Raw genomic sequence first — 26,998 nt, forward strand, 5'->3', positions numbered from 1 at the left:
AATGGGGAGTCGCATGACCGAGATGAGACGTCGTTCCGTCCTGCTCGCGGCCGCCGCCGCCCCGGTGGCCGCGGCCGTGCCCGCCCACGCGGCGGTTCCCGAAAGGGGGCGGCCCCTGGTGATCGGACACCGGGGAGCCGCCGGGTGGCGCCCGGAACACACCGCCGCCTCCTACACGTACGCCGTCCAGGTGGGCGCCGACTGGATCGAACCGGACCTGGTGCCGACCAAGGACCACGTGCTGGTGGTCCGGCACGAGAACGAGATCTCGCAGACGACGGACGTGGCGTCGCACCCGGAGTTCGGGGACCGCCGTACGACGAAGACGGTGGACGGGCGGTCGGTGACCGGCTGGTTCACCGAGGACTTCACGCTGGCGGAGCTGAAGACGCTGTGGGCGGTGGAGCGGCTGCCGCTGGTCCGCAACCGCAACACGGTCTTCGACGGCCGGGAGCGGATCCTCACCTTCCAGGAGGTGGTGGAGCTGGCGCGGAAACTGTCGCGGTCGTCCGGCCGCACGATCGCCGTCTTCCCCGAGACCAAGCACCCGACGTACTTCCGCTCGATCGGCCTGGAGCTGGAGCCGCGGTTGACGGCCCTGATCCGCCGCAACCGCCTCGGGCCGCGCGAGTGCGTCGTCCAGTCCTTCGAGCCGACGAGCCTGCGGCGGATGACAGGGCTCGGCGTGCCGCTGTGGCAGGCGCTGGGGACGACGGGAGGACCGTACGACCTGGTCTCGGCCGGTGATCCGACGACGTACGCGGACATGATGACCCCGGCGGGGCTGGCGCGGATCGCGCGGTACGCGGCGTGGATCGGGCCGGACAAGTCGTCGGTCGCCGCGTCGACCCTGCTCGCGGACGCGCACGCGGCGGGGCTGAGGGTGGGGCCGTACACCTTCCGCGCGGAGAACCAGTTCCTGCCCGCGGCCTTCCGGCGCGGAAGCGGAGCAAACGATTTCGGGGACGCGTTCGCCGAATACGCGCTGTACTACCGGCTGGGAGTCGACGCGGTGGTGACGGACTTCCCTGATCTGGCGGTGATCGCGAGGAGGGGTTGATGGGGACACGCAAGCTGGCCTGCCCGACCTGCGGATCCATGGAGGACTTCCGGCTTCTCACCGAGGCGGAGAAGACGGCGGTGCGCGAGGACAAGGGCTCGGGGTACCGGGTGGACAACCTGTGGCGCTGCACCGCCGGGGGCTGTCTCTCGTACTACCGCCACCTCAACAAGAACGACGGCGGCCGCCTCCCCGAGAAGTTCCGCGAGGAGAAGGCCGCCGAGAACTGACGGATTCCGGGCTCACGCCCACCGGGGCCGCGGGCCTACGCTCCCCTTCCGACCAGGGGGAGGTCCGTATGTCCGACTACATCCACTGCCCCACATGCCCCAAGGGCAAGGCGTATTCGTTCCGCAAGGTCAACAAGGCGGAGGAGAAGTACATCGAGTCGCTGCGCGGGAAGAAGGAGGCCCCCGGCTACTTCCGGTGCGAGGGCGGCACCGCGGCAGGGCAGTGCCGGTGGGTCCAGCCGCGCTGGAACCAGTCGAAGGGCTTCAGTCTTCCCGCGAGTTTCGGCTGACCGCGCCGGTCACAGGTTGCTGAAGTCCGGGCCCTTGGTGCGGGTGCGCTTGATCTCGTAGAAGCCCGGGACCGAGGCGACCGCGAGGGTGCCGTCCCAGAGCCTTGCCGCGTCGTCGCCCTTGGGGGCCGGGGTGACGACCGGGCCGAAGAAGGCGATCTGCTCGCCGTCGGGGCCGGGGACGGCGATGACCGGGGTGCCGACCTCCTGGCCGACCTTCTCGATGCCCTCCTTGTGGGAGGCGCGCAGTTCGGCGTCGAACTCGAAGTCCTCCTGGTCGGCGTAGTCGATCAGGTCGGCGGGGAGACCGGCGTCGGCCAGCGCGGCGGCTATGGCCTCGAGCGTCGGGCCCTCGCCGTTGTTGTGGAAGCGGGTGCCGAGCGCGGTGTAGAGCGGGCCGAGAACGTCCGCGCCGTGCTTCTGCCAGGCGGCCGTCGCCACCCGTACCGGCTTCCACGCCTTGGTCGCCAGCATCTCCCGGTACTCCTCGGGCAGCTGGTCGATCTTGTCCTCGTTCAGCACGGCCAGGCTCATGATGTGCCAGCGCACCTCGATGTCCCGGACCTTCTCCACTTCCAGGACCCAGCGGGAGGTCATCCAGGCCCACGGGCACAGGGGGTCGAACCAGAAGTCGACGGGCGTCTTCGCGGTGCTGGTCTCGGACATGCGTCTCCTCAGGAAAGTGTTCGAACGAAGAGGGAACGCCGTCCGCGTCCCGCCCCATTCCCGTTGCCGCCCCTCATTCCCTGCTGCCGCGCGTCAGGGGCACATGGCAGGATCGGTGCTGTCCACATACCGAACACCCCCCGAGGGAGTGCCGCCCGTGCCCGGTGAGAATCTGTCCCGCGACGAGGCCCGGGAGCGGGCCGCCCTGCTGTCCGTCGACGGGTACGACGTGTCCCTCGACGTCCGCTCCGCCGTGGGCGGCGGGGACGAGGCGCCGCGCACCTTCCGGTCCGTGACCACGATCCGCTTCCGGTGCAGCGAGCCCGGCGCGTCCAGCTTCGCGGATCTGATCGCGCCGAGTGTGACGGCCGTCTCACTCAACGGCAAGGACCTGGACCCGAGCGAGGTCTTCGACGGCTCCCGGATCACCCTGGAGGACCTGGCCGCCGACAACGAGCTGGTCGTCGACGCCCAGTGCGCCTACTCCCGCACCGGCGAGGGCCTGCACCGCTTCGTCGACCCCGAGGACGGAGAGGTCTACCTCTACACCCAGTACGAGCCGGCCGATTCCCGCCGCGTCTTCGCCAACTTCGAGCAGCCGGACCTCAAGGCCCCGTTCCGCTTCGAGGTGCGGGCGCCGGAGGCCTGGACGGTGTGGAGCAACGGCGTCGGGGAACGGTCCGAGGGCGTGTGGCGCTTCGCGGAGACGAAGCCGATCTCGACGTACATCACCTGTGTCGTGGCGGGCCCGTACCACTACGTGACGGACTCCTACTCCCGCGATCTGGGCGACGGCACGACGCTGGAGATCCCCCTCGGCGCCCTGTGCCGCAAGGGACTGGCGAAGCACTTCGACGCCGACGACGTCTTCCTGATCACCAAGCAGGGCCTGGACTTCTTCCACGAGCACTTCGACTACCCGTACCCCTTCGGGAAGTACGACCAGGCCTTCGTGCCCGAGTACAACCTGGGCGCGATGGAGAACCCGGGCCTGGTGACCTTCCGCGAGGAGTACATCTTCCGCGGCAAGGTGACGCAGGCGTCCTACGAGGCGCGGGCCAACGTCATCCTGCACGAGATGGCCCACATGTGGTTCGGCGACCTCGTCACCATGGTGTGGTGGGACGACCTGTGGCTGAAGGAGTCCTTCGCGGACTTCATGGGCACGTTCGCCAACGTCGGCGCGACCCGCTTCGAGAACGCCTGGATCACCTTCGCCAACCGCCGCAAGGCCTGGGCGTACCGCGCCGACCAGCTGCCGTCGACGCACCCGATCACGGCCGACATCCGCGACCTCCAGGACGCCAAGCTCAACTTCGACGGCATCACGTACGCGAAGGGCGCCTCCGTGCTGAAGCAGCTCGTGGCGTACGTCGGCCAGGACGCGTTCCTCGAGGGCGCGCGGCGCTACTTCAAGCGCAACGCGTACGGCAACACCCGCCTCGGTGACCTGCTGTCGGTGCTGGAGGAGACCAGCGGCCGGGACATGGCGGCCTGGTCGCGGTCGTGGCTCCAGACGGCCGGGGTGAACTCCCTGACCCCGCAGGTGCTGTTGAACCCCGAGGGCCTGGTGGACGAGCTCGCCGTGGTCCAGGAGGCCGCCGAGTCCCACCCCGAACTGCGCCCGCACCGGGTGGCGGTGGGCCTGTACCGCAAGGGCGCGGACGGGGCGGTCGAGCGGTACGCGCGCGTGGAGGTGGACGTCGACGGGCCGAGGACGGTCGTGCCGGAGCTGGCGGGCGCGCAGGCGCCGGAGCTCGTCCTGGTCAACGACGACGACCTGACGTACTGCAAGACGCGGTTCGACACGGGCTCCCTGGAGACCCTCAAGGGTCATCTGGGGGACCTCACCGACCCGCTGGCCCGCGCCCTGTGCTGGTCGGCGCTGTGGAACATGACGAGGGACGCTCTGCTGCCCGCCCGGGACTTCGTGGACCTGGTGCTGCGGTTCGCGGGCCGGGAGTCGGACATCGGTGTGCTGCAGATGCTGCACGCGTGGGCGAACTCCTCGCTGGTCAACTACGTGACCCCCGAGTGGGCTGCGACGGGCGAGCGGCTGGTGGCCGAGGGCGCGCTGAAGGAGCTGCGGCTGGCGGAGCCGGGCAGCGAGCACCAGCTGGCGTGGGCGCGGTTCTTCGCGACGGTGGCGTCGGGTGCGGCGGATCTCCAGCTGCTCCAGGGTCTGCTGGAGGGAACGGCGAAGATCGAGGGCCTGGAGGTGGACCAGGAGCTGCGCTGGGCGTTCCTGGAGCCGCTGGCCGCGCACGGGGTGGCGGACGAGTCGGCGCTCGCGGCGGAACTGGCCCGCGACGACACCGCGTCGGGCAAGCGCCATCAGATCCGCTGTCTGGCGGCCCGCCCGTCGGCGGCGGTCAAGGCGCAGGCGTGGGCACAGGTGGTGGAGTCCGACGCCCTCTCGAACGCGCTGGTCGGGGCGACGATCTCGGGCTGGAACCAGTCCTCGCAGCGGGAGTTGCTGGCGCCGTACGCGGCGAAGTACTTCGAGGTGATCGAGCGGGTGTGGACGGACCGCTCGATCCAGATCGGCATGGACGTGGTCGGCGGCCTGTTCCCCTCGCTCCAGCAGTCGCGGGCGACGGTGGAGGCGACGGACGCGTGGCTGGCGGCGCACGAGGAGGCCGCACCGGCCCTTCGCCGGCTGGTGCTGGAGGCGCGGGACGACCTGGCACGGGCGTTGCGCGGACAGGAGTGCGACGCGACGGCGGGCTGAACCGCCGGTCGCCGCCGACCGCCGCCGATCTCCACCGATCTCTGCCCTGAGCTTGGGCTCTTGGTAGCCGTTACGAAATTCAGGCAATAGCGGCCGTAACCCCTGGTCCAACCCATTCGGACCAGGGGTTTTCGCCGCCTACTCGGCACCCGAACACCCGTCCTTTAGTACCGCCTTGTCCGCATTCGTCGACAGGCATGTAACAGGGGTTAGGAATCAGATCAACGGCGGGAATCTCCGCTGCATGAACCACAACACCCCGGTCCCCCCGCTCTCCCCCCGCCCGGTCCGCCACCTCTCGGAGGTGCACCGCCGGGTGATGACGGCCGCGCAGTTGAGGTCGCACGGCGTCTCCTCCTCGGAGACGAACGAGCAGTGCCGCCCCGGCGGCCCCTGGCAGCAGCTCCTGCCGGGCGTGATCCTGCTCCACCCGGGCCCGCCGACCAGCGAGGAGCGCCTGCACGCGGTCCTGATGTACACGGCGAAGGAGCGCCCGGCGGGGGTCCCGGCCCAGCCCGGAGCCGAGCAGCCGCACGCCCCGACGTACGCGGAGGCGATGCTCACCGGTCTGGCGGCCCTGACGCTGCACGGCTTCACGTCGGCGCCCCCGCTGATGTCGCAGGACAAGCTGGACGTCCTGGTCCCGCGCCTGCGCCGGCTGCGCTCGACGGGCTGCGCCCGCATCGTCCGTACGACGTCCCTGCCGGCCCCACAGCAGGTCACGGGCCTTCCGGTGGCCCCGGTGCCCCGCGCCCTGGCCGACGCGGTGGCGGAACTGTCGGACGCGGGAGTGGTACGCCGGCTGCTCACCGAGGCGGTCCGGGGCGGCCACTGCGAACCGGCGGCGGTGGTCCGCGAGTTGAACAACGCGAAGCTGCTGAGCCGCCCGCACGTGGTGGACGCGGTGGACTCCCTGCTCGCGGAAGGCCGGTCGATCGCGGAGGACCGCCTGTACCGCATGGTCCGCGAGCACGGTCTGCCGGACCCGGTGTGGAACGTCGACCTCCGCCTCCCCGGCGGCCCCCACCTGGGCGGCCTGGACGCGTACTGGCCGGAGCAGGCGGTGGCCGTGGAGCTGGACACCCGGGCCCCCCGCCAGGACGAGGACGCCCTGTGGTCCGAGTACGCCCGCAAGCGCGAACACCTGGAGCGCCTCGGCATCACGGTCGTCCACATCACCCCGAAGAAGCTCCGCGAGGCGGCGGAACAACAGGCGACGGTGGTCCGCACGGCGCTCATGGCGTCCGGCGACCGCGACCCGGCGGCGTATGTCGTGGTGCTGCCCCGGTAGTGACGGACCGGGTCAGCACCAAGGGGGGAGAGGAGGGGCCGCCGATCGGAGGGGGATCGGCGGCCCCTCCTCACGCATGCGGCCGCCTACCACCCACCGACGTGCGGCGCCCTCGGCACAGCGGCGTCCCGGTGCCATCTCCGGTGGACCCAGAGCCGCTCACCGGCCAGCTCGGTCCGCGCCCACAGCCCGGACAGCGGGCCCAGTCCCGTCCCCGCCGGCAACCGCGCGAGGACGCGCGTCGGCCGCACGCTCCCGAACCGCCCGTACTCCAGCACGACGACACCCCGGTCGGTCATCAGCACCACACGGCGGCTGATGAACACGGTGCCGAGAACAACTCCGGCCAGCGCCCCCAGAAGGGTCCAGAGCAGATCGAAAACACCCGGCCCGCCCCACGAGGCGGCGGCGAAGCGCGCCCCGATGAGCCCGCTCAGGAAGAAGGCGTTCTGCAACCAGGGATTGAACCCGCCCTGCGCCAGCACCACACGCCCGACCTGCTCACCGGGCTCCAAGGCCCGGAGCCTCAGCTCCGCTTGCCGCAGAACTCCGCCTCGATCACGGCGTCGGTGTCGCCCGACCAGTCCCCGTTGAAGTTGAGGGCGAGCGAGTGGCGGCCGTCCGTCGTGGTCACCGCCTCCGAGGTCGAGCCGTGGATGCCGCCGCCGTGGCCCCAGACGTGGACGCCGCAGGACAGCTTGCGGTCGATGAGGCCGAGGCCGTAGCCGGCGTTCGGGATGACCTCGACCGGCACGGTCGTCTTCATCTCCTTCAGCTGCTTCGGCGGGAGCAGCTTGCCCCGCAGCAGCGCGGAGTAGAAGCGGTTCAGGTCGGAGGAGTCCGAGATCATCTCACCCGCCGAGGAGGCGAGCGAGGGGTTCAGCTTCGTGACGTCGTACGTCGGTCCCGTCGCCGTCTCGGCGAGCTTGGAGTAGGCGCGGCTGCTGGGTCCCGGGACGGTGACCCGGGTGCCGGGGACGGAGGTGGCGTCCAGGGACAGGGGCTTGACGATCCGCCGGCGGACCTCGTCCCCGTACGGCCTGCCCGTGACCTTCTCGATCACCATGCCCGCCAGGACGTAGTTGGTGTTGGAGTAGTTCCAGGACGTGCCCGGCGCGAAGTCCGGCTTGTGGGTCATCGCGAGGGCCACCAGGTCCGCCGGCGCCTTCGTGTCGTAGCGATGCTCGAAGAAGCCGTCCTTGAGGAAGTACGTCCTGACGAAACCGTCGTCGGCGGTGTAGTCGAAGATGCCGCTGGTGTGGTTGAGGAGCCGGCGCAGGGTGATGCGGCGGCCGTCGTGGCCGTTGCCCCGGACCGTACCCGGCAGCCATTTCTCCACCTTGTCGTCCAGCGACAGCCGGCCCTCCGCCTCCAGTTGCAGCAGGACCGTCGAGACGAAGGTCTTGGTGATGCTGCCGACGCGGTAGCGGTCGTGGACCGAACGCGGCTGGTCCGTTTTGAGGTTGCCCACCCCGGCGGTCGTGGCCCAGACATCGTGTCCGGTCCTCGCCGTCGCCGTCACCCCGGGTACGCCGTCCTTCACGGCGGCCTCGATCGCCTCGCGGGTCCTCTCGTGGTCACCTCCGGCGGGCGCGGCCGCGAACGCGGGGCCCGCCAGGGCCAGTGACAGCGCCACGGCCGTCGCCGCCACGAGAGTCGTCCGTACGGTCATGTCTCTCCCCTTTGTGCTCTTCGTCGAGCGTGGTCGGGGGGTGAGACCCGGCGGAGATCGCCGAGGTTGAGCCGGGTGTGCCGGTTGAGCGGGTTTCAGCCCTTCTTCAGCACCAGCTCGGTGTTGCGGTCGCCCGTCGTGCCCGCCAGGTCCGTGCGGCCGCCGGGGGCGTTGTAGGAGAGCTCGCGGTACAGGGCCGACAGGCCGGTCTGGGAGAGGTCGGCGAAGTCCGTGCGGTGCGGGGCCGAGGACTCGACGCAGGTGGTGAAGAGGGAGATCGTGCCGTCCTTGTTGTCCACCAGCTCGACGACGCGGGCGAGTTGGGGGTAGTCGACGTGGGAGGCGGTGGAGATCTCCCAGAAGGAACGGCCGTTGCCGACGGCGTGCGGGGTGATCTCGTTGCGGTGGATGTGGCCGTTCACCCAGGCCAGGACGTTGCGGTGGCGGCCGAGCAGGGTGACGACCTCCGCACCGGTGTGGCGGCGCTCGCCGGGTCGGGCCGGGTCGGGGCGGGTGTTGTCCATGGACTTGCTGGTGTGGTGGCTGAAGACGACGGCGTACGAGTCCTTGTTGTCCTTGAGCGTCTTGTCCAGCCACTTCATCTGGGCCGTCCCGACGGACCCCTCGTAGTGGCCGCCCGCGTCGGTGGTGTCGAGGCTGATGCCGATGACGTCCTCGGCGATGCGGAAGGAGTAGTACTGGGTGCCCGCGTCGAGGTTGGCGGTGGAGTAGCCGTGGCCGACCGGGCCGAGACCGCGGTAGGCCGGGTCCAGGTGGGCCCGCACGTACTCGCGGGGGGTGAACGGTGCCCGCCGCTCGTCCGGGGTCACCGAACGCATGTCACGGGCGTGCGCCTTGAGGAGGTCGCGGAAGCCGACGCCTCTCGGGTCCTTGGCCTTCTTGATGGCGTCCTGGAGCTTCTTGGCCTCGCCGGCGGACAGGCTCATCAGCTTCTTGCCGCCGACGGCGTACTCGGTGAGCCAGGAGTCGCCGTGGGAGGCGTAGCAGCCCAGGGGCATGGAGTCGTGGTTGCCGACCGTGGAGTACCAGGGGAGGTTCAGGCCGGGGCTGTTCAGCTCGCGGATCGCGGCGGCGAGGAAGCCGTCGAGGTGCGGGAAGCCGCGCTGCTTGTCGGCGTCGCGGGCGGTGGTGTCGGGCTGCCAGTACTGCTTGATCCCGCTGTTCTGGACACCCTCGTACTGCCGCGGGTCCCCCGTGTTGGCGGTGATGCGGCCACCGCTCATGACCTTCAGGAACCACTCCAGCTCGGACTTGGCGTTGTTGTCCGTGTTGTCACCGGTGGTCATGGCGAAGTGCAGCGGCGTGCCGGTGACGGGGGCGCCGCGCAGTGCGTTGATCCGCTCCACGAGCGCAATCGCCCCGTGCACGGTCAGCGCCTCCTGGGGCCGCCAGGCGTGCACGTCGGCCGAGCGGAGGTACTCCAGGCGCAGCGGGTGCTGGGCGTCGATCAGGTGCAGATCGGTGAGCTGGACGAACGCGGCGAGCGCGGTACGCCGGCCCGCGCGGCCCGCCTTCGGTGCGGCGAGCTCACTGCGCACCACTCGCGCCCAGCCGGGACCGTCACCGAGGCGGCGAAAGCCGGAGGCGGTACGGGCGGCGGCGACGGTGGCGACGGTCGTGCCCCGGGTGTACGGGGCGAGCGGGACGGCGGGGGCCTGCCGGGACTGGGCGACGGGCGCCCCCTGTGCGGCGGTGCCGGTGGTGGTGGCGGCCTGGCTGTCGGTGGGCCGCAGGGCGTAACCGACCCCTGCGGAGACGGCCGCGGCGCCGGTGGCTGCGAGGACGGTACGGCGGTTGACCGCCAGGGCGGAGGTGACGACAGAGCGTGTGCGCGACATGGCGCGGTCTCCCCGAGTGCGAACGCGTCGGCAGTGGTCGCGGGGGACTCGCTGTCGCGAACAACCCGCTCACTGTGGATCGTTGGCACCGGGAATGACCTGTGCGTGAACGAGACCGCAACGCGCAACGCCGATCACCGTACGTGGATCTTGGGCCACCCTCCGCGTCCACGGCCGCACCTCGAACGGCCGGGAGGCGGTCACTCCGTGTTCATTTTCGGGGGTACGACCGCTAGACCGCCCGCCCCGCCGCCGGCCGCTCGCGCCACAGCCGCAGCCCGATGTCGACCAGGGGCACCCGGTTCAGGTCGGTCACCGCGTCCAGGTCGTGCCAGGCGGCCATGTCGGTGGAGCCGCCGATCTCGTTGCGTAGCTCACCGCCGGTGACCCGGCCCTCGTAGACGAGCCGGAGCGCCTGGTGGTCGACGACCCGGCCGAAGCGGCGGGTGTGGGTGTGGCGGCGGGTGTCCACGCCCAGGAGTCCGGTGATCTCGATGGTGTAGCCCGTCTCCTCGTCCACCTCCCGCAGGACGGTGTCGTACGGATCCTCCCCGTGTTCCATCCCGCCGCCCGGCAGGATCCACTCCGGCCTGCCGGCGCCGTCGATCCAGCGGGCGAGCAGGAGCTTGCCGTCCCGGACACATATGGCGTAGGCCGCCACCCTCAGCTTCTTCCGCATGTACGGAAGTTAGCCCGCCGGCTCCGGATTCGCGGGCGAGTATGCGGGCGCCGACCAGCGCAGCGGCACCGCCGAGGGCGTCTGCACCACCTCGGTCACCGTGAACCGCACCCGGCGTTCCGTCCCGAACTCCGTGTGCGCCTCGCCCGTCAGCTGCAGTGTCGTCCCGCTCGTCCAGTCCAGGAACAGCAGCCCGGCCCTCGGGTCGGCCGCGAGGTTCCCCAGGGTGAGGAACATGGAGTTGCCCGGGTAGTCCCGCCAGCTCAGCTCACGGGGTGAATCGACGTGCACGAAGCCGGGGTTGCCGCCCCGATGGCTGACCTCGGCAGCGGTGCCGGAGTGCACGGTCGCCATGAAGAACGTGTCGGCCGCCGAAATGAACTCTGCCTGCTCCGGCCCCAGTTCACCGCCCCTTACCGCAACTCCCGGTCGCCGGTCGCCCACCACCTCGTACGACTCTCTCCTCTGCAGGTATTTCGGGCAGTTGGCGAACACCTTCTCCGCCTCCACCGCGAACCCCCGTGCCGTCGGCCGGAGTCGGCCGTTCAGGCGCATACGGCGGCGGGTGCGGGGGTCGAGGGCGATCGTGCCGACGGGCGTGCCGGGGGTGGCGAGGGCGGTGGCGAGCGGGTCGGTCTCCGGGACCCCGCCGGCCACCGACATCCGGTGCGGTCCGGTGGCCCGGACGAACCCCGGTGTCCCGGAGAGCGGCGACGCCCAGACCCGGCCCGCCGACGGGTCGGCGGCGCCCAGGACCAGGAGCGGCTGGAGTTCGAGGAAGGCCGCCGCGACCGGCTTGATGCCCTCGCCGATCGCCCGCCCCACGTGGTCCGCCTGCTCCCGCACCCCGACCCGGTCCTGCACGGTCCGCGAGCCCGCGTGATAGACGTCCATGTCTAGAAGAAACCGCAGGTGGGAGCCGACTCAACCGGTGCAGGGGCGCCCTGTGCGCCGCTCGGCACGGAGATCTCCAGGCGGGTGCCGTCCGGGTCGTGGAAGAAGATGCCGCCCGAGGCCGCGCCCTCGCGATGGGCGACGACCCCTTCGTAGGCGAAGTCCACTCCGTAGGCCCGCAGTGCCTGCTCGTACTCCCTGACCCGTTCGATCGAGTCCGCCTCGAAGGCGAGGTGGTGCAGTCCGGCGCGGTCGCCCTCGAAGCCCGTTCCGGCCTGCTGCCAGAGCGTGAGGACGAGGCTCTCGCCGTCGCCCAGGAAGGCGTACCGCCGGCCCTCCTCCTTTCCCTCGCCGATCAGGGCGAAGCCCAGGACGTCGCGGTAGAAGGCGAGGGAGCGGTCGAGCTCGGTGACGTTCAGACCGATGTGGCCGGTGCGCAAGGTCATGGCTGTCCCCTTCAGCTGATCTAACCTGTCAAAACAACATTAAGGGTTATAGGCAGTCGGCGCAACCAGTCACGTACTCTTGAGCGGTTAGCACGGAAGGGAGCCCCCACATGTCCGCCGACCCCCGTCCCCTCACCGGCGAGCCCCTCGCGCTCGACCTGCTCAACACGCGGTGGATGCGGGAGGGGGCCGTACAGGACCTGCTGACCGACACCGACGGGCTGACCGTCTGGCTCGGCGCCAACGCGCTCGACGGGCGGTTCGAGGCGGACGCGCCCACCCTGCGGCATGTGCTGCAGGCGCGGGACGCGCTGTACAAGGCCGTCCACGAAGGCGCCGCGGCACCCCTGGACGCCGTCCTCGAGCACGGCCGGATCCGGGTCACCCTCACCGCGGAAGGACCCGGCGAGGTTCCGGAGTTCCGCGACCCCACCTGGGGGCCCGCCTGGCTCGCCGCGCGCGACTACCTGGAGCTCGTCGGCACCGCGCCCGACCGGATCCGCGGCTGCGCCCACGAGGCGTGCATCCTGCACTTCTTCGACACCTCGCGGAACGGCACCCGCCGCTGGTGCTCGATGGCGGCCTGCGGAAACCGGGCGAAGGCGTCGCGGCACTACGCGCGTACCAAGGAAAGTTGAGGGCTGTACCAGAGAAACCTGAGAGACGACAGGGTGACTTGTCCCTTTGGTCGCTCATCTCCCTAAAGGGGATCGCGGGTTTTCCCCATACGCCCATATCGATTCGGTCAACTCTCCCTAAACATCCTTCCCATGCGTAAAGCTGTGCGATCGTCCGGGGTCGCATTTCCGGACCTTCGCGGTCAGGACCGATCGGCCCCGGCCGCTACCGCACGTTCCTTTACCTACAAGGGATGCCGATGACCCTCACCCCCCAGCGCGAACCGATATCGGGCGGCGCGAGACGCGTGGTGCGTATAGCCGTGGCCGCCGGCCTTGTGGCCGCGCTCTCCGCGGCCGGGCCTGTCCCCCTGGCCATCGCCGCTGCCGACGCGCCCGCCGCGGCCGACCCGGCCGCCAAGTCCGCCCACGACAAGCTCGGTTCGGACGACGCGGACCTGCTCGCCGAGGCGAAGGCCGACGGCGACAAGAACGTCTCGATGATGATCGCGACCGCTCCGGGGCAGACCGAGCAGGTCGCCAAGCAGCTGGACGCCGTGGCCGGCGGCCTCGTGGGCCGCACGTTCGACAAGGTCGGCTACGTCCGCGCCACCGTCCCCACCGCGAAGGCGGACTCGGCCATCGCCGCCGCCGTCAAGCTCTCCTCCGTGCACGGCATCGACCTGCGCCAGGAGATCCCGCTGGACGACCCGACGCCGAGCGCGGACACCGCCAAGGGCGCGGCCGGCAAGGCGGCCACCCCCGCGGCGCCCGGCAAGAAGACCCCTGCCGAGAACCCGTACAACCCGTCCTTCGAGACGGGCGCCGTCGACTTCGTGGAGGACCACCCGAAGGCGGACGGCCGCGGCGTCACCATCGGCGTCCTCGACTCCGGCGTGGACCTCGGCCACCCGGCGCTGCAGAAGACCACCACCGGTGAGCGCAAGATCGTCGACTGGGTCACGGCCACCGACCCGGTCAGCGACGCCGACGCCACCTGGCGCCGGATGAACAACCCGGTCAGCGGCCCGACCTTCACCATCGCGGGCGCCACCTGGAAGGCCCCGGCGGGCGCCTACCAGTTCAACCTGTTCCGCGAGTCGGCCACCACCGGCGGCGACGCCAACGGCGACGCCAACCGCGACGGCGACACCACCGATGTCTGGGGCGTCCTCTACGACGCGGCCGCCGGTACCGTCCGGGTCGACCTGAACAACAACAACGACTTCAGCGACGACGCGGCGATGAAGCCGTACAAGGCCGGGTTCCAGATCGGTTACTTCGGTACCGACAACCCGTCCACCGATGTCGTCGAGCGCCAGCCGTTCGTCGTCGAGATCCGCAAGGACGTCGTCTTCAACGCGGCCGGCGACAAGTCCGACTACGTCAACATCGGCGTCATCGAGTCCGAGCACGGCACGCACGTCGCCGGCATCACCTCCGCCAACGGCCTGTTCGGCGGCAGGATGAACGGCGCGGCGCCGGGCGCGAAGGTCGTCTCCTCCCGTGCCTGCACCTGGACCGGTGGCTGCACCAACGTCGCGCTCACCGAGGGCATGATCGACCTCGTCACCAACCGCGGTGTCGACATCGTCAACATGTCCATCGGCGGCCTGCCCGCGCTGAACGACGGCAACAACGCGCGCGCCGAGCTCTACACCCGCCTGATCGACACCTACGGCGTCCAGCTGGTCATCTCGGCCGGCAACTCCGGCCCCGGTGCCAACACCATCGGCGACCCCGGTCTGGCCGACAAGGTGATCTCCGTCGGCGCCTCGATCTCCAAGGCGACGTGGTACTCCAACTACGGCTCGGTCGTGTCCAAGTCGTACGCGATGATGCCGTTCTCCTCGCGCGGCCCGCGTGAGGACGGCGGCTTCACCCCGACGCTGGTCGCCCCGGGTGCCTCGGTCAACACCATCCAGACCTGGCTGCCGGGCGCCCCGGTCGCCGAGTCCGGCTACTCCCTGCCCGCCGGCTACGGCATGCTCCAGGGCACCTCGATGGCCTCCCCGCAGGCCGCGGGCGCCTCGGCGCTGCTGCTGTCCGCCGCCAAGGCGAAGGGCATCGCGCTCACCCCGAAGACCCTGCGCACGGCGCTGACCTCGACCGCCGACCACATCAAGGGTGTGCAGGCGTACGAGGAGGGCGCGGGCCTCATCAACATCGAGGACGCCTGGGACTCCATCAAGGACGGCGCGACCGCCCACGACTACACCGTCAAGGCGCCGGTCGACACCGCGGTCGACCAGTTCCTGAAGACGCCGGGCTTCGGCACCGGCATCTACGACCGTGAGGGCGGCCTGAAGGCCGGCGTCAAGAAGTCGTACGAGGTCACCGTCACCCGTACGTCCGGCGCCGACAAGGCGATCCGTCACGAGCTGCACCTCGAGAACAACGCCGCCGGTACCTTCTCGATCGTCGGCCCGGACGAGGTCAAGCTGGAGCTCAACAAGCCGGTCACCGTCAAGATCGCCGCGAAGGCGCCGACCGCCGGTCTCAAGAGCGCCATCCTCGAGGTCGACGACCCGCGCACCGAGGGCGTCGACAAGCAGATCCTGAACACGGTCGTGGTCTCGGCACCGCTGAAGTACACCTACGCGGCGGCGGGTACGGTCCAGCGCAACAGCACGCAGTCGTACTTCGTGACCGTCCCCGAGGGCGCCAAGTCCCTCGAGGTCGCCATCGGCGGGCTGAAGGACAAGAGCCAGACCCGGTTCATCGCGATCCACCCGTACGGTGTCCCGGTCGACTCGACCAGCACGCCGAACTGCTACAACAACTACCTCGACGGCAACGGCTGCCGCCCCGACGTGCGGTCGTACGCCGACCCGGTCGCCGGTGTCTGGGAGATCGAGGTCGAGTCGCGCCGTACGTCACCGCTGCTCGACAACCCGTACAAGCTGGACGTCACCGTCCTCGGCGCCACCTTCGCCCCGGAGGTCGTGACCGTGCCCGAGGCCAAGGTCGGCACCCCGACCGCCGCCTCCTGGAAGGTGACGAACAACCTCGCCGCGCTCGACGGCAAGCTCGTCGGCGGCCCGCTCGGCTCGGCCAAGTCGGCCCGCCCGACCATCGCCGAGGGCGACACCCAGGTCACCACGGTCGAGGTCCCCGAGGGCGCCAAGTCGCTGGACGTCGCCATCGGCAACGTCTCCGACACGGCCGCCGACCTCGACCTGGTGGTCCTGGACGGCAGCGGCGCGGAGGCCGGTTCCTCCGCTGACGGCGACTCGGAGGAGTCGGTCTCGGTGGCGAACCCCGCCGCCGGTACCTACACCATCCAGGTCATCGGCTACGCGATCCCGGCCGGTTCGACGGCCTACGACTACCAGGACGTGTTCTTCTCCGCCGCCCTGGGCTCCGTCACGGTCGGCGACTCGGCCGCGGTGAAGCTGGGCACGGGTGGCACCGCGGACGTCTCCGCGAACGTCACCGCCCTGGCGGCCGCTCCCGAGGGCCGTGAGTTCTTCGGTCAGGTCCAGCTGGTGAACGCCCGCGGCACGGTCGCGGGCATCGGCAGCGTCAAGATCGAGAAGGTCACGCCGTAGGTTGCCGGTACGACAAGGGAGGGGCGGGCGTCCATCGGGCGCCCGCCCCTTCGTCGTGCCCGCCCCGTCAGCAGGTCAGCTTGCGCGACTCCGGCAACGAGGCCTCGATCCACGCCCGTTCACGGGCGACCGCATCCTCGCCGACCACCCAGTGGTCGGGCACCGAGTCCCCCTTCGGGACCCCGAACAGCACCCGGTCGCCCTTGACGAGACCACGGCCGAACGTGTCCTCGACGACGTAGGTGAGGTGGTCGGGGCGCTCCTCGTCCTGCTTGAAGTAGCGGATCACGTCCACGGAGATCCTCAACTGCACTCCGTCCGCGAGCCGTTCGACCGAGGTGACGGTGCCCTCGGCGACCAGGCGCGTGCAGACGAGGTAGTGCGGGCTGCCGAAGCGGGTGCCGGCCTCCGCGTCGGCGTCGGACTTCTGGGCGCCGGCCCCGCTGTCTTCCGACGAGGACATGGCGTCGGACCCGCCCGTGGCGATCAGCCAGCCCAGTCCTGCGACCACGGAGGCGGCCGCGGCCACCGCGAGGCTGCCGAGGGCGAGTTTGGGGGCCCATCGGCGGGCGCGTGAGGGACCCACCGGGACCGGCTTCCGGACCGGAGCCGGGGTCGGAGCCGGGGCCGGGGCGGGCTCGGTGAGCGCGTGGCCGATGACGCCCAGTTGCTCGCGCAGCAGTGTCAGGTCGGCGCTCGCCGAGCGGTGTTCGGCCATGAAGGCGGCGTCCCCGCGGGCTTCGTCGGACAGTGGTTCGTCGGTGATCGCGGCCATCAGCGCGTCGATGCCGTCGTGTTCGGCGGTCACGTCACACCACCTCACCCTCGTGCAGGCGGGCGCGCAGCGCGCGGACCGCCGTGTGCAGTCTGCTCTTGACCGTGCCCTCGGGGACGCCGAGCTCGTGCGCGATGTCGCGCACCGGCAGGTCGGCGAAGAAACGCAGGACGAGGACCTGGCGCTGGGCGTCGGGCAGTTCGTCGAGGCCCTGGGCCACGGAGAGGGAGAGCACGCTGGTGTCCTCACCGGAGGGGTGCTCCAACTGGCGCAGGGAGGCGAGGCGTTCGCCGATCCGTTCCTGGCGGCGCTTGGCGCGGTGCCAGTCCATGGCGAGGTTGGAGGCCACGACGGCCGCCCAAGCGGAGACGTCGCGCGGCGCCTCGTACCCCTTCGCCGCCCGCTCCAGCAACCGCAGGCGGACCTGCTGCACCCCGTCCGGCAGGTCCGCCTGCGGTACGCCGCCGAGTGCGAGCACGGCCCGCACCCGGCGTTCCTGAGCCGCGTCGAGGGGGTCGTCCGGCCCGTCATGGACCTCGTCCCCCAGGCCGCGACGGGCCTTTCTGCGCAGCACAGCCCCCCCCTCTCCTCGCCGCGTTTCCTCTATGACGCCGATGCGGGCGGAAACGTTCGGTCCGATTCCCGGAATTCTTTCTTCACATGATCATCACTGTCACCATGGGCCCCATGACGCACATCGCGAAGGGGGCCAACACCCCTGTCCCCGCCGGTCTTCTGAGGGTTGCCGTCTGCCGCCGCAAGGTGCCGGGGACGCCCGCCGTGGATGTCTCGGCACTGCTCCTCGACGCGGCGGGCAAGGTGCGCGGCGACGCCGACCTCGTCTTCCACAACCAGCCCGCGCATCCGTCGGGGGCGGTACGGCATCTCGGCACCGGTGACGGCGTGGACCAGCTCGCCGAGTGGCTGGAGCTGGATCTGCCCCGGGTGGAGCCGGCCGTCCAGCGGGTGCTGATCGCCGCGTCGTGCGACGACGGCACGTTCGGGGCGGTGCCCGGGCTCGCGGTGCAGACCGTGGCGGCGGACGGTGCGATCCTCGTGCACTACGACGTGACGGACGCCGGTGGCGAGACGGCCTTCGTGCTCGGGGAGTTCTACCGGCGCAACGGGGAGTGGAAGTTCCGGGCGGTGGGCCAGGGATGGGACTCGGGGCTCGCGGGGCTGGCGACGGACTTCGGGATCGTGGTGGAGGCGCCGGTGCCGATGCCGGTGGCGCCTCCGGTGGCTCCCGTGCCGAACCCGGTCGTCACGAAGGCGAGCGTGCCACCGGCCGCCACCCTCATATCGGCTGCTGTCCCGGCCCGGTCCCCCGCCCTCCTGGGACCCGACTTCACCCCGCACACCCAGAGCGGCCGCGGCAACGGCGTGGTCTCCGTGGACATGCCGCTGCCGCCCGGCCCGGTGATCGTGGAGGCACGGGTCCGGGGTGACGAATGGCTCTGCGTCGAGACGCTGGACCGGCGCAACAAGGACGAGGACACGGTCTTCAACACCACGCTGCGCGACTTCCACGGCCGCGCCCTGGTGCAGCCCCCGCGCGACCGTCCGCTGCGGATGAAGGTCAACTACGACGGCGACTGGACGATCACGGTCCTGCCGCTGTCGGCGGCCCGTCCGCTGGGCACGCAGACACTCAAGGGGCGCGGGCCGGACGTCGTCTCCTACCTGGGCACCATGGCCGATGTGAAGGTCCGCTTCGACGGCGGCGCCGACCGCGGCGAGTGGTTCGTGCTGAACTGCCACGAGGCCGAGCACTTCGACGACCTCGACGACCACGAGCTGCTGTGCAACGAGACCGGAAAGCTCAAGCAGACCGTCCCGGTCCCCGACGGCCCGCTGCTGCTGGTGATCGAGCACGGCGACGGCGACTGGGAGCTCACCGCCAAGCCCCTGCCGGTCCGCGACCCGTCCGCCGGCCGGAAGACCGGCACCTACCAGGGCCGCGGCGAGCACACGGTCACGCTGGCCAACCCCCGCCCCGGGCGCCCCGCGCTGGTCGAGTACGACTTCCCGGGCGCCAAGGCCGACTACTCGCTCGAGGTGAAGACCGTCGACGAGTACGGCGACGAGGACGACTGGCTGAGCGGCCACGACCGCGGCACCCGTGGCACGGCGGTGCTCTTCGCCGACGGCAGGGCCGAGCAGACCGTACGGGTCCGCTGTGCCGGCGAGTGGACGCTCAGGCTGCTGCCCGAGGAGGAGGCTCCCCTGCTCACGGGTCCCACCGAGGGCAAGGGCAGCGCGGTCCTGCGGTACCAGGGACCCCCCATGCTGATGACGGTGCAGCGGACCTCGCGCGGCGACAACGAGCACCTGAGCGCATGGTCCCTGAACCACCCGTACGGAAAATCGGCGATGATCGCCGACACCCTCGCCCGCCGCCGTCCCACCCTCGGCCCGGTGTGGGTCGACCCGGGCGGCACCTGCTTCCTCACGGTCCGTGCCACCGAGGGCACGAAGTGGCGCCTGGAGCCGGCCCCGCTCGACGCGGCCCCCGTGCTGGGCGCCCGCACCCCGGGCGACCGGTATGGAGTCGTACGTCACATCGGGCCCGAGGCCGAGCTGGTGGTCGTCGGAACCGCCTTGATCCACGTCTTCGAACTCGACGAAAATCTGTTCCCGCACCGGAAACTCACCGCATCTTCCGGCCCGCACCGCGTTTCGGCCACGTTCCTCCATGTCAGGTCGCTCGGCGGGTGGACGCTGGAACTGCGCCCCTGACACGAGTGCCGTCCCATTACCCGGGCAAAGGATTGGACACGACCGGCCGGAAGAGACGCATGATGGAAACGTCCAGGCCACGTAAACGCCACGCAAAGGAGTCGCTGTGAGGGTCGGAATCGTCGGAGCCACCGGTCAGGTCGGCACGGTCATGCGCAGGATCCTCAAGGAGCGCGCCTTCCCGGTCACCGAGCTGCGCCTGTTCGCCTCGGCCCGCTCCGCGGGGTCGGTCCTGGACGGCGTGACGATCGAGGACGCCTCGACGGCGGACTACACGGGCCTGGACATCGTGCTGTTCTCGGCGGGCGGCTCGACCTCGAAGGCGCTGGCCGAGAAGGTCGCCTCGCAGGGCGCCGTGGTGATCGACAACTCCTCGGCCTGGCGCAAGGACCCCGAGGTCCCCCTGGTCGTCTCCGAGGTGAACCCGCACGCCATCGCGGACCGCCCCAAGGGCATCATCGCCAACCCGAACTGCACCACCATGGCCGCGATGCCGGTCCTGAAGGTGCTGGACACGGAGGCGGGCCTCGAGACGCTGATCGCCACCACCTACCAGGCGGTGTCCGGCTCGGGCCTCGCGGGCGTGGCGGAGCTGCACGGCCAGGTGCAGAAGGTCGCCGCCGACGCGGACAAGCTCACCCACGACGGCGGGGCGGTCGACTTCCCCGAGCCGCAGGTCTACAAGCGGCCCATCGCCTTCAACGTCCTGCCCTTCGCCGGCAACCTCGTCGAGGACGGCCTGAACGAGACGGACGAGGAGCAGAAGCTCCGCAACGAGTCCCGCAAGATCCTGGAGCTCCCCGAGCTGAAGGTCTCCGGCACCTGCGTGCGCGTCCCGGTCTTCTCCGGCCACTCCCTCCAGGTCAACGCCCGCTTCGCCCGCCCGATCTCCCCGGAGCGCGCGACGGAGCTCCTGGCGGGCGCCCCGGGCGTGACCCTGTCCGACATCCCGACCCCCCTCCAGGCCGCCGGCCAGGACGCCTCCTTCGTCGGCCGCATCCGCCGCGACGAGACGGTCGAGCACGGTCTCGCTCTCTTCATCTCCAACGACAACCTCCGCAAGGGCGCCGCGCTGAACGCGGTCCAGATCGCGGAGCTGGTGGCGGCCGAGCTCAAGGGCTAGGCGCCGGGCCTGCGCACCTCGTAGAGGAAACAGCCGTACTCGACGGCCCGGACGTGGACCAGCGCCACGGCCGGGTCGTCGAACGCGTTCCGGAAGGCCTCGTCGTCGGGGGCCGCGACCAGCTCCCCGCCCAGGATGTGCCCCTCGGCGGAGTACCGGCGGACCGTGCGGCGGGCGTTGGCGAAGGGGTGGCCGCCGGGCTGCGGCCCCGCGCACTCCTCGGCGTGGATGAAGACGGGGCCCTGCTCGTCGTAGGCCCCGGGCTCGGCTCCCGTCTGCGCGGCCCAGCGGCGCAGCGGGGCGTAGGAGACGAGGGCGATCCGCTCGCCGGGCGCGCCGTGCCGCAGACAGCAGCGGAGCGGTGCCCCGCCCTCCTCGTCGGTCACGGGAACCATCCGGCGTCCCGCGTCGTCAGCAGAACGCAGTTCCTTCAGGACGGACGGGGGGATGGGCAGTGCGGTGTACGTGGTCATGGATCCCAGGCTGGCCCGTGTCCGTCCCGGTCACCGGCGGGTTCTGGACATCGCGTTCGGTGCGGGAGCCGTGGAAGGATGGCCGAACCGCCGAACCCACACATATCGAGGAGATGACCGCGTGCCTGGCACAAACCTGACTCGCGAAGAGGCGCAACAGCGGGCGAAGCTGCTGAGCGTCGACTCGTACGAGATCGATCTCGACCTCTCCGGCGCGCAAGAGGGCGGTACCTACCGGTCCGTGACCACGGTGCGCTTCGACGTCGCCGAGAACGGCGCCGAGACCTTCATCGACCTGGTGGCTCCGGCCGTCCACGAGGTGACGCTCAACGGGGACGCGCTCGACCCGGCCGAGGTCTTCAAGGACTCCCGGATCGCCCTGCCGGGGCTGCTGGAGGGCCGCAATGTGCTCCGCGTGGTCGCGGACGCCGCGTACACCAACACCGGCGAGGGTCTGCACCGCTTCGTCGATCCGGTCGACCAGCAGGCCTACCTGTACACCCAGTTCGAGGTGCCGGACGCCCGCCGCGTCTTCGCCTCCTTCGAGCAGCCCGACCTGAAGGCCACCTTCCAGTTCACCGTGAAGGCCCCCTCCGGCTGGACCGTCATCTCCAACTCCCCGACGCCGGAGCCGAAGGACGACATCTGGGTCTTCGAGCCGACCCCGCGGATCTCGTCGTACATCACGGCGCTCGTCGTCGGCCCGTACCACTCGGTCCACAGCGTGTACGAGAAGGACGGCCAGTCCGTCCCGCTCGGCATCTACTGCCGCCCCTCCCTCGCCGAGTTCCTCGACTCGGACGCGATCTTCGAGGTGACACGGCAGGGCTTCGACTGGTTCCAGGAGAAGTTCGACTACGCGTACCCGTTCAAGAAGTACGACCAGCTGTTCGTGCCGGAGTTCAACGCGGGCGCGATGGAGAACGCGGGCGCGGTCACCATCCGCGACCAGTACGTCTTCCGGTCCAAGGTCACCGACGCGGCGTACGAGATCCGTGCCGAGACGATCCTGCACGAGCTGGCCCACATGTGGTTCGGCGACCTGGTCACCATGGAGTGGTGGAACGACCTGTGGCTGAACGAGTCGTTCGCCACGTACACGTCGATCGCCTGCCAGGCGTACGCCCCGGACAGCCGCTGGCCGCACTCGTGGACGACGTTCGCCAACTCCATGAAGACCTGGGCCTACCGCCAGGACCAGCTCCCCTCGACGCACCCGATCATGGCCGAGATCCGCGACCTGGACGACGTGCTGGTCAACTTCGACGGCATCACCTACGCCAAGGGCGCCTCCGTCCTCAAGCAGCTCGTCGCCTACGTCGGCATGGACGAGTTCTTCGGCGGTGTGCAGGCGTACTTCAAGCGCCACGCGTTCGGCAACACCCGGCTGTCCGACCTGCTGGGCGCGCTGGAGGAGACCTCCGGACGTGACCTGAAGCACTGGTCGGAGAAGTGGCTCCAGACGGCCGGCATCAACATCCTGCGCCCCGAGATCGAGACGGACGAGCACGGCGTCATCACCTCCTTCGCGATCCGCCAGGAGGCCCCCGCGCTCCCGGCCGGCGCGCAGGGCGAGCCGACGCTGCGTCCGCACCGCATCGCGGTGGGCCTGTACGAACTGGACGACGCCAGCGGCAAGCTGGTCCGCGACGAGCGGGTCGAGCTCGACGTGGACGGCGAACTGACCGCCGTACCGCAGCTGGTGGGCAAGCGCCGCCCCGCGGTGGTCCTGCTCAACGACGACGACCTGTCGTACGCGAAGGTCCGCCTGGACGAGCAGTCCCTGGCCTTCGTGACGGAGCACCTGGGCGACTTCGAGTCCTCGCTGCCGCGCGCGCTGTGCTGGGCCTCGGCCTGGGACATGACCCGCGACGCCGAACTGGCCACCCGCGACTACCTCTCCCTCGTCCTGTCCGGCATCGGCAAGGAGTCGGACATCGGTGTCGTGCAGTCCCTGCACCGGCAGGTGAAGCTGGCGATCGAGCTGTACGCCGACCCGGCCGCCCGCGAGACCCTGCTGACCCGCTGGACGGACGCCACGCTGGCCCATCTGCGCTCGGCGGCCGCAGGCAGCGACCACCAGCTGGCGTGGGCGCGCGCGTTCGCGGCCACGGCCCGGACGCCGGAGCAGCTGGACCTCCTGGACGCCCTGCTGGAGGGCTCGCAGACGATCGAGGGCCTGGCCGTCGACACCGAGCTGCGCTGGGCGTTCGTGGAGCGTCTGGCGTCGGTCGGCCGCTTCGACGAGTCGGAGATCGCGGCCGAGTACGAGCGGGACAGGACCGCCGCCGGCGAGCGCCACGCGGCCACCGCCCGTGCCGCCCGCCCGACCGAGGAGGCCAAGGCCGAGGCCTGGGCCCAGGTCATCGAGTCCGACAAGCTCCCGAACGCGGTGCAGGAGGCTGTCATCGGAGGCTTCGTCCAGACCGGGCAGCGCGAGCTGCTCGCGCCGTACGCGGACCAGTACTTCGAGGTGGTCAAGGGCATCTGGGACACCCGCTCGCACGAGATCGCCCAGCAGATCGCGGTCGGCCTCTACCCGACGATCCAGGTCTCCCAGGAGACCCTGGACAGGACGGACGCCTGGCTGGCCTCCGCCGAGCCCAACGCGGCCCTGCGCCGCCTGGTCTCGGAGTCCCGCGCGGGCGTGGAGCGCGCGCTGAAGGCCCAGGCGGCGGACGCGGCGGCCCAGTAGCGGCTTCCGGTACGACGACGAGGGGCGCCCGGTGCCATTCCGGGCGTCCCTCGTGTGTGCTCAGGGGCGGGCGCCCGTCACGCTCCGCGCGCGTCCCCCCGGGGCACCTCGGCGGAACGACCTACCGGCGGTGCGCGCCTGCGGCTGTCCCAGCTGCCCCGCCACCGTCGCCCCGAACGCCACCGCCATCCCCGCCAGCTGGACCGGCGTCAGGGCCTGGCCGAGCGCCGCCCAGCCGACGATCGCGGCGGTCAGCGGGGAGAGCGGACCGAGGAGGGTGACCTGTGTGGCGCTGAGCCGGCCGATGCCGCGGAACCAGAGCCAGTACGAGACCGCCGTGTTCGCCAGCGCCAGATAGAGGTAGCCGCCCACCGCCCGTCCGTCGAGCGCGGGCGGGGCACCTTCGACCAGCAGCGCGAGCGGCGCGATGAGCAGCCCGCCCGCGGTCAGCTGCCACCCGGTGAGCGCGAGCGGACCCACTCCGTCGGGCCGTCCCCACCGCTTGGTCAGCACGGTCCCGGCGGACATCGAGGCGGCCGAGGCGAAGGCCGCCAGCACCCCCACGAGGTCGAGCGCCCCGGCCGCCCTCAGGACGACGAGACTGACCCCGAACGCCGCGACGACGCCGGTGACCACACTCCGCGCGGTCGGCCGCTCCCCCAGCAGCAGCGCCGACAGCCCCACCACGAGCAACGGCCCCACCGACCCGACGACCGCGGCCATACCGCCGGGCAGCCGGTACGCGGAGAGGAACAACAGCGGGAAGAACGCGCCGATGTTCAGCGCCCCGAGCACCGTCGCCTTCCACCACCAGGCCCCCTTCGGCAGCACCCGCGCCACCGCGAGCAGCGTCAGCCCGGCGGGCAGGGCGCGCGCCAGTCCGGTGAACAGGGGACGGTCGGGCGGGAGGAACTCGGTGGTGACGGCGTAGGTGGTGCCCCAGGAGATGGGAGCGAGGGCGGTGAGGAGGATGGTCGCGGACCGGGTCATGACCGGTTCCCTTCGGGATGGCGGGGTGGGGCCGGTGACGTGGTGGAGAGTGACGTGCGGTGGCACGCCAGGAAGTAACTTGCTCGAAAGCAGCTTAGCGCTAAGCAACTTTCCTGCAATCCACTTTCCCGCAAGCTACTTTCTTGCGGCCGACCGGTTCGCGGCGGATACTCGACGCATGAACGCCACGCCGCAGCAGCCCCCCGCAGATCTCGTCGACGCGATCATCGAGCAGTGGGGAACCGTGCGGCCCGACCTCGACACCCGGGCGATGGAGGTCTTCGGGCGGATCTTCCGGCTGTCACGGGCCATGGGCGACCGGATGGAGAAGGCGTACGCCCCCTACGGGATCTCCCGGGGCGAGTTCGACGTCCTGGCCACCCTGCGCCGCGCCGGCGAGCCCTACGCCCTCTCGCCCCGTCAGCTCTCCGCGACGCTGATGCTCACGACGGGCGGCATGACCGGCCGCCTCGACAAGCTGGAACGCGCGGGCCTGCTCCGCCGCTCCCCCGACCCGCACGACCGCCGTGGCCTCCAAGTCACCCTCACCGAGAAGGGGTTGACCGTCCTCGACGACGCGGTCGGCGCCGGCCTCGCCACCGAGACACAGGCGCTGTCCGTCCTGAACGACGAACAGGCCGGCCAACTGGCCGACCTGCTCCGCCAGTTGCTGGCAGGAACCCAGGCGCCTCCGCACTGAGCACTCCGCCGGCGACGGCGATGAACCCGCGGACAGGCGGCCACCGGGCCGCCCCGTCCCCGTTCACCCGACGGCGGCGGTGACCGCCTCCTCGATCGCCGTGGCGTCCGGCGCGTCCGCCGCCCAGGCCACGTATCCGTCGGGGCGTACCAGGACGGTCGTACGACGGCCGCTCGCCCAGCGCTCCACGGTCAGCCGGTCCTTGCGGGTGCCCGGGTCCTCGTACGCCCGGGGGTCCGGGGTGATCAGGACGAACCGGCCGCCGCGCAGGGCCTCGTGCAGACGGCCGCCCGCCAGAGCGACGTCGGGGACGCGGGTGCCGGTGAGGCGGTGGGCGCCGCGGGGGGCGGGGTACCGGTAGCCGATGCCGGAGATCTGGCCCAGGGCCTTGCGCCGGGCGGGACCGACCGTGTTGCCGACGGCGGAGACGAGGGCGCGGACGGCGCGCAGTGCCGGGCTCTGCGCGCGGGCCAGCCGGACGAGTCCGCCGCTGCTGCGCAGCACCGCCTTGCCGACCGGGTGCCGCTCGGTCTCGTAGGTGTCGAGGAGCCCGTCCGGCGCCCACCCCTGCACGGCCGCGGCGAGCTTCCAGCTCAGGTTGGCCGCGTCCTGGAGGCCGGTGTTCATCCCCTGGCCGCCGGCCGGGGAGTGGATGTGCGCGGCGTCGCCGGCGAGGAAGACCCTGCCGACCCGGTAGCGCGGCGCCTGGCGTTCGTCGCTGTGGAAGCGGGAGAGCCAGCGGGCGTCGTGCATGCCGTAGTCGGAGCCCAGGGCGCGGCGGGCGACGTCCTTGACCTCGTCGAGGTCGATCGGGACGTCGTCGGCGACCTCGTGCCGGCGGTCCCAGCCCATGACCCGGTACCAGCCGTCGCCGAAGGAGGCGATCATCGCGAAGCAGTCGCCCGCGCCGTTGACGGTGAGCACGTCCTCGGGCCGCTCGGCGAGCCGGACGTCGGCGAGGAACAGCGACGTGATGACGGAGACCCCGGGGAAGTCCAGGCCGATCTCCCGGCGTACGGCGCTGTGGTGTCCGTCGGCGCCGACGACATAGGCCGCGCGGCGGACGGCGACCGCGCCGTCCGCGCCCCGCACCTCCAGCTCCACCCCGTCGGCGTCCTGGCGCAGCCCCACGACCTCGCTCTCGTACGCGAAGTCGACCCCGGCCTCCCTCGCCCGCCGCTCCAGCAGCCGCTCGACCTCGTACTGCGGGGTGATGAGCATGAACGGGAAGCGGGACTCCAGCGTGGTCAGGTCGAGCGTGAGGCGGTCGAAGGCGCGCAGGCCGGTGATGGTGTCGCCGGTGGCGAGCAGCTGGTCGGCGAGTCCCCGGGCGTCGAGCTGCTCCAGGGTGCGGGCGTGCACACCGAAGGCGCGGGAGAGGTTGCTGATGTCGTGGGAGCGCTTTTCGAGGAGGGTGACGGGGACACCCGCGGTGGCGAGGTCACCGGCGAGGAGCAGGCCGGTCGGGCCGGAGCCGACGACGATCACGGTGCGGTGGGTGGCGGTGCCGTTCATGG

Annotated in this window: 23 protein-coding genes; 11 read left to right on the top strand and 12 right to left on the bottom strand. The window is 71.0% G+C overall.

Annotated elements, in window-relative coordinates:
• Positions 1–13: 13 nt before the first annotated feature.
• The 3 genes from OG381_RS18050 (at position 14) to OG381_RS18060 (ending at position 1,580) form a co-directional block, all read left to right on the top strand.
• On the top strand, positions 14–1,060 hold the full coding sequence (locus OG381_RS18050) for a glycerophosphodiester phosphodiesterase family protein (RefSeq protein WP_327717115.1): 1,047 nt from the start codon (positions 14–16) through the stop codon (positions 1,058–1,060).
• Positions 1,060–1,290 (top strand): hypothetical protein, encoded by a 231-nt coding sequence (locus OG381_RS18055; protein ID WP_327717116.1) that lies wholly within the window; start codon positions 1,060–1,062, stop codon positions 1,288–1,290. Before OG381_RS18050 ends, OG381_RS18055 begins: the two co-directional genes overlap by 1 nt.
• Positions 1,291–1,358: 68 nt before the next feature.
• Entirely contained in the window at positions 1,359–1,580 is a 222-nt protein-coding gene (locus OG381_RS18060; protein ID WP_327717117.1) for a hypothetical protein, read from the top strand.
• A gap of 9 nt (positions 1,581–1,589) precedes the next feature.
• Here the strand turns inward: OG381_RS18060 and OG381_RS18065 are convergent, their stop codons facing one another.
• Positions 1,590–2,246, bottom strand: a complete 657-nt coding sequence (locus OG381_RS18065; protein WP_327717118.1) for a DsbA family protein — start codon at positions 2,244–2,246, stop codon at positions 1,590–1,592.
• Between the two features lie 157 nt (positions 2,247–2,403).
• On the opposite strand from OG381_RS18065, the gene pepN (OG381_RS18070) reads away from it, so the two are divergent.
• Positions 2,404–4,977, top strand: a complete 2,574-nt coding sequence (gene pepN, locus OG381_RS18070; RefSeq protein WP_327717119.1) for an aminopeptidase N — start codon at positions 2,404–2,406, stop codon at positions 4,975–4,977.
• A gap of 244 nt (positions 4,978–5,221) precedes the next feature.
• Entirely contained in the window at positions 5,222–6,268 is a 1,047-nt protein-coding gene (locus OG381_RS18075; protein ID WP_327717120.1) for a hypothetical protein, read from the top strand.
• Between the two features lie 86 nt (positions 6,269–6,354).
• Here OG381_RS18075 and OG381_RS18080 read toward each other — a convergent pair whose 3' ends face one another.
• The 6 genes from OG381_RS18080 to OG381_RS18105 form a co-directional block, all read right to left on the bottom strand.
• Positions 6,355–6,783: a hypothetical protein gene (locus OG381_RS18080; protein WP_327717121.1), complete on the bottom strand. Its 429-nt coding sequence runs from the start codon at positions 6,781–6,783 to the stop codon at positions 6,355–6,357.
• 11 nt (positions 6,784–6,794) lie between these two features.
• A complete protein-coding gene (locus OG381_RS18085; protein ID WP_327717122.1) occupies positions 6,795–7,940 on the bottom strand; it encodes a serine hydrolase domain-containing protein in 1,146 nt (381 codons plus the stop codon).
• A gap of 95 nt (positions 7,941–8,035) precedes the next feature.
• Entirely contained in the window at positions 8,036–9,799 is a 1,764-nt protein-coding gene (locus OG381_RS18090) for a TIGR03767 family metallophosphoesterase (RefSeq protein ID WP_327717123.1), read from the bottom strand.
• 232 nt (positions 9,800–10,031) lie between these two features.
• Positions 10,032–10,478: an NUDIX hydrolase gene (locus tag OG381_RS18095; protein WP_327717124.1), complete on the bottom strand. Its 447-nt coding sequence runs from the start codon at positions 10,476–10,478 to the stop codon at positions 10,032–10,034.
• Positions 10,479–10,487: 9 nt separating this feature from the next.
• On the bottom strand, positions 10,488–11,372 hold the full coding sequence (locus tag OG381_RS18100) for a pyridoxamine 5'-phosphate oxidase family protein (RefSeq protein WP_327717125.1): 885 nt from the start codon (positions 11,370–11,372) through the stop codon (positions 10,488–10,490).
• A 2-nt stretch (positions 11,373–11,374) separates the two neighbouring features.
• On the bottom strand, positions 11,375–11,818 hold the full coding sequence (locus OG381_RS18105; protein ID WP_327717126.1) for a VOC family protein: 444 nt from the start codon (positions 11,816–11,818) through the stop codon (positions 11,375–11,377).
• 110 nt (positions 11,819–11,928) lie between these two features.
• On the opposite strand from OG381_RS18105, the gene OG381_RS18110 reads away from it, so the two are divergent.
• Both OG381_RS18110 and OG381_RS18115 read left to right on the top strand, forming a co-directional pair.
• On the top strand, positions 11,929–12,456 hold the full coding sequence (locus tag OG381_RS18110) for a CGNR zinc finger domain-containing protein (protein WP_327717127.1): 528 nt from the start codon (positions 11,929–11,931) through the stop codon (positions 12,454–12,456).
• A gap of 239 nt (positions 12,457–12,695) precedes the next feature.
• A complete protein-coding gene (locus OG381_RS18115) occupies positions 12,696–15,986 on the top strand; it encodes a S8 family serine peptidase (RefSeq protein ID WP_327717128.1) in 3,291 nt (1,096 codons plus the stop codon).
• 67 nt (positions 15,987–16,053) lie between these two features.
• Here the strand turns inward: OG381_RS18115 and OG381_RS18120 are convergent, their stop codons facing one another.
• Positions 16,054–16,794: a hypothetical protein gene (locus tag OG381_RS18120; protein WP_327717129.1), complete on the bottom strand. Its 741-nt coding sequence runs from the start codon at positions 16,792–16,794 to the stop codon at positions 16,054–16,056.
• 1 nt (position 16,795) lies between these two features.
• Complete coding sequence (locus OG381_RS18125; RefSeq protein ID WP_327717130.1) at positions 16,796–17,335, bottom strand: sigma-70 family RNA polymerase sigma factor; 540 nt, start codon at positions 17,333–17,335, stop codon at positions 16,796–16,798.
• Positions 17,336–17,448: 113 nt separating this feature from the next.
• On the opposite strand from OG381_RS18125, the gene OG381_RS18130 reads away from it, so the two are divergent.
• On the top strand, positions 17,449–19,500 hold the full coding sequence (locus tag OG381_RS18130) for a TerD family protein (RefSeq protein WP_327717131.1): 2,052 nt from the start codon (positions 17,449–17,451) through the stop codon (positions 19,498–19,500).
• Between the two features lie 106 nt (positions 19,501–19,606).
• Complete coding sequence (locus OG381_RS18135) at positions 19,607–20,623, top strand: aspartate-semialdehyde dehydrogenase (RefSeq protein ID WP_327717132.1); 1,017 nt, start codon at positions 19,607–19,609, stop codon at positions 20,621–20,623.
• Here OG381_RS18135 and OG381_RS18140 read toward each other — a convergent pair.
• Positions 20,620–21,096 (bottom strand): DUF1203 domain-containing protein, encoded by a 477-nt coding sequence (locus OG381_RS18140; protein WP_327717133.1) that lies wholly within the window; start codon positions 21,094–21,096, stop codon positions 20,620–20,622. The two genes, OG381_RS18135 and OG381_RS18140, sit on opposite strands and share 4 nt — an antisense overlap.
• Before the next feature lie 121 nt (positions 21,097–21,217).
• On the opposite strand from OG381_RS18140, the gene pepN (OG381_RS18145) reads away from it, so the two are divergent.
• Positions 21,218–23,791, top strand: a complete 2,574-nt coding sequence (gene pepN / locus OG381_RS18145) for an aminopeptidase N (RefSeq protein ID WP_327717134.1) — start codon at positions 21,218–21,220, stop codon at positions 23,789–23,791.
• A 60-nt stretch (positions 23,792–23,851) separates the two neighbouring features.
• Here the strand turns inward: pepN (OG381_RS18145) and OG381_RS18150 are convergent, their stop codons facing one another.
• The gene (locus tag OG381_RS18150) at positions 23,852–24,781 is read right to left on the bottom strand and encodes an EamA family transporter (protein ID WP_327717135.1); all 930 of its coding nucleotides are present in this window, start codon (positions 24,779–24,781) and stop codon (positions 23,852–23,854) included.
• A gap of 178 nt (positions 24,782–24,959) precedes the next feature.
• Here OG381_RS18150 and OG381_RS18155 point away from each other — a divergent pair, with 178 nt between their 5' ends.
• The gene (locus OG381_RS18155; RefSeq protein ID WP_327717136.1) at positions 24,960–25,481 is read left to right on the top strand and encodes a MarR family winged helix-turn-helix transcriptional regulator; all 522 of its coding nucleotides are present in this window, start codon (positions 24,960–24,962) and stop codon (positions 25,479–25,481) included.
• Between the two features lie 63 nt (positions 25,482–25,544).
• Here OG381_RS18155 and OG381_RS18160 read toward each other — a convergent pair whose 3' ends face one another.
• Positions 25,545–26,996: an FAD-dependent monooxygenase gene (locus OG381_RS18160; RefSeq protein ID WP_327717137.1), complete on the bottom strand. Its 1,452-nt coding sequence runs from the start codon at positions 26,994–26,996 to the stop codon at positions 25,545–25,547.
• Positions 26,997–26,998 lie beyond the last annotated feature (2 nt).

It is taken from the genome of Streptomyces sp. NBC_00490, assembly GCF_036013645.1.
GTDB classification, from domain to species: domain Bacteria; phylum Actinomycetota; class Actinomycetes; order Streptomycetales; family Streptomycetaceae; genus Streptomyces; species Streptomyces canus_F.